The sequence below is a fragment of the Halomonas sp. PBN3 genome (genome assembly GCF_000475415.1).
GTDB classification, from domain to species: domain Bacteria; phylum Pseudomonadota; class Gammaproteobacteria; order Pseudomonadales; family Halomonadaceae; genus Halomonas; species Halomonas shengliensis.
On sequence record NZ_AXCA01000024.1, the window covers coordinates 1 to 1998 of the forward strand.

The 1998-nt window shown below is 62.1% G+C and carries 1 protein-coding gene; it reads left to right on the forward strand.

Annotated elements, in window-relative coordinates:
* The first annotated feature begins 625 nt into the window (after positions 1-625).
* A complete protein-coding gene (gene ltrA / locus Q673_RS20990; RefSeq protein WP_023004593.1) occupies positions 626-1897 on the forward strand; it encodes a group II intron reverse transcriptase/maturase in 1272 nt (423 codons plus the stop codon).
* The last annotated feature ends 101 nt before the right edge of the window (positions 1898-1998 follow it).

Here is a 1998-nt window from a genome sequence, read left to right on the forward strand (position 1 = left end):
GTGCGCCAGGCAAAGCCTGGTCGCTGGGGGAGCCACACAGGGAGGCGTGGCCTAAACAGCGAATTGAAACCCAGTGGGTGCAAGTCCCACCCGGCCAAGGGTAGCCGCCAGCCGGTAGCGAGTCTTGCGCAGCATCGGGCAACCGGCGCTGTGAAGCGTAGACAGTGAGTGAGCAGGCCGTGTGATAGAGCACCGAAATGTTGGAATCGTGGCTGCCGACATTCTGCCCGACGTGGAAGGCAACACCGACCCGCTGAAATGGCTTGGCGGAAAGGAGCCACCGGTGTCAGAGAGCAGGGCATGCTCACACAGGGGTTTCCCAGGAACCTGGGAGGCCCGCCTTTCTCCCCCGAAAGGTGAAAAATCAGGTGCAGGAGCCACCTGTCCCGAAAGCTCCCGGTTCGGTGCTGTCGTGCCTGACGGTACCGGAAGCGAACCACAGGCACTCAGGGGGTACGGCCAGGCGATCACAAGGAGCCAGTCGGACGGAAGGGCGGGAGTCGGAGTTGCTCGTAGTACCGAAGAAGGCGGGGAACCTACTCGACGGGACCCGCTGGAGGGAAGGGGCGGCCAATCATCAGAACTGCACGAGGGCAACATGACAGGTACTCAGGAACCTGAAGTCATGTCCACGAAACAAGTGCGGATAGCAGCGCTGGCAGAGCGCTTCCCGCAGCGTGCCTTCACGTCACTGGCGCATCATATCGACGCCCAGTGGCTGAAGACGGCCTACCTGATGACGCGCCGTGACGGCGCCGTCGGGATTGATGGCCAGACGGCGGACGACTTCGCGAGCGACTTCGAAGCCAATATCCAGCGGCTGCTGGAAGCGGCCAAGAGCGGTCGTTACCGGGCGCCGCCGGTGCGGCGTGTCCATATCCCCAAGGGAGACGGGCGTGCCACACGACCGATCGGCGTCCCCACCTTCGAAGACAAGGTCCTGCAGCGTGCCGTGGTCGCCCTGCTGGAGCCTCTCTACGAGCATGACTTCCTGGAGTGCTCGTATGGCTTCCGGCCAAGGCGCTCGGCGCACCAGGCGATCAAGACGGTATGGGATGAATTGTCGAGGATGGGCGGTGGTTGGGTCATCGACCTGGACATCAAGGCCTTCTTCGACACGATCGACCACCGGCACCTGCGAGCGTTTCTGCAGCAACGAGTGAAGGACGGTGTGATCCTGCGCCTGATCGGCAAGTGGCTCAAGGCCGGGGTACTGGAGGCCGGGCAGTGGCAGAAGGGTGAGCTAGGCAGTCCGCAAGGGGGCGTGATTTCCCCTTTATTGGCGAACGTTTACCTCCACTACGTGCTGGACGAGTGGTTCGAACAAGATGTTAAGCCACGACTGAAAAGTCAGGCGTTCGAGGTGCGTTTCGCCGATGATGCCGTGCTCGCCTTCAGCAACGAAGCCGACGCCCGCAAGGTGTTAGAGGTACTGCCCAAGCGCTTCGCGCGCTACGGGCTGACCCTGCACCCCACCAAGACCCGGCTGGTGCGGTTCCGGCCGCGCCCGGGGCAACGCGCCGAGACCTTCGACTTCCTGGGTTTCACCCACTACTGGGGGAAGTCACGCCGGGGCAGCTTGATTATTCAGCGGAAGACGGCGAAGGACAGGTTCAGTCGCGGGCTCATACGGATCGCACATTGGTGTCGCCATAACCGACACCGTCCACTGCGTGACCAACATCGGGAGCTATGCAGGAAAGTGCAGGGGCATGCAGCCTACTACGGTATTCGTGGCAACATGAGAGCCCTACAGACATTCCGGTTCCGAGTGTCGTGGATCTGGGTGAAGTGGCTGAGTCGCCGCTCACAGAAGGGCCATATCCCGTGGGACAAAGCCTGCAAGCTACTGGATGCCCTGCCACTAACTCCGGTGAGGATTGTGCAGCAATGCTGAGTCCATCAGCGAACCTGATGATTGAGGAGCCGGGTGCGTTAATTGCGCACGCCCGGATCTGAGGGGGGCCGGGACGAGCAATCGCCCGGTCTACCCGACTA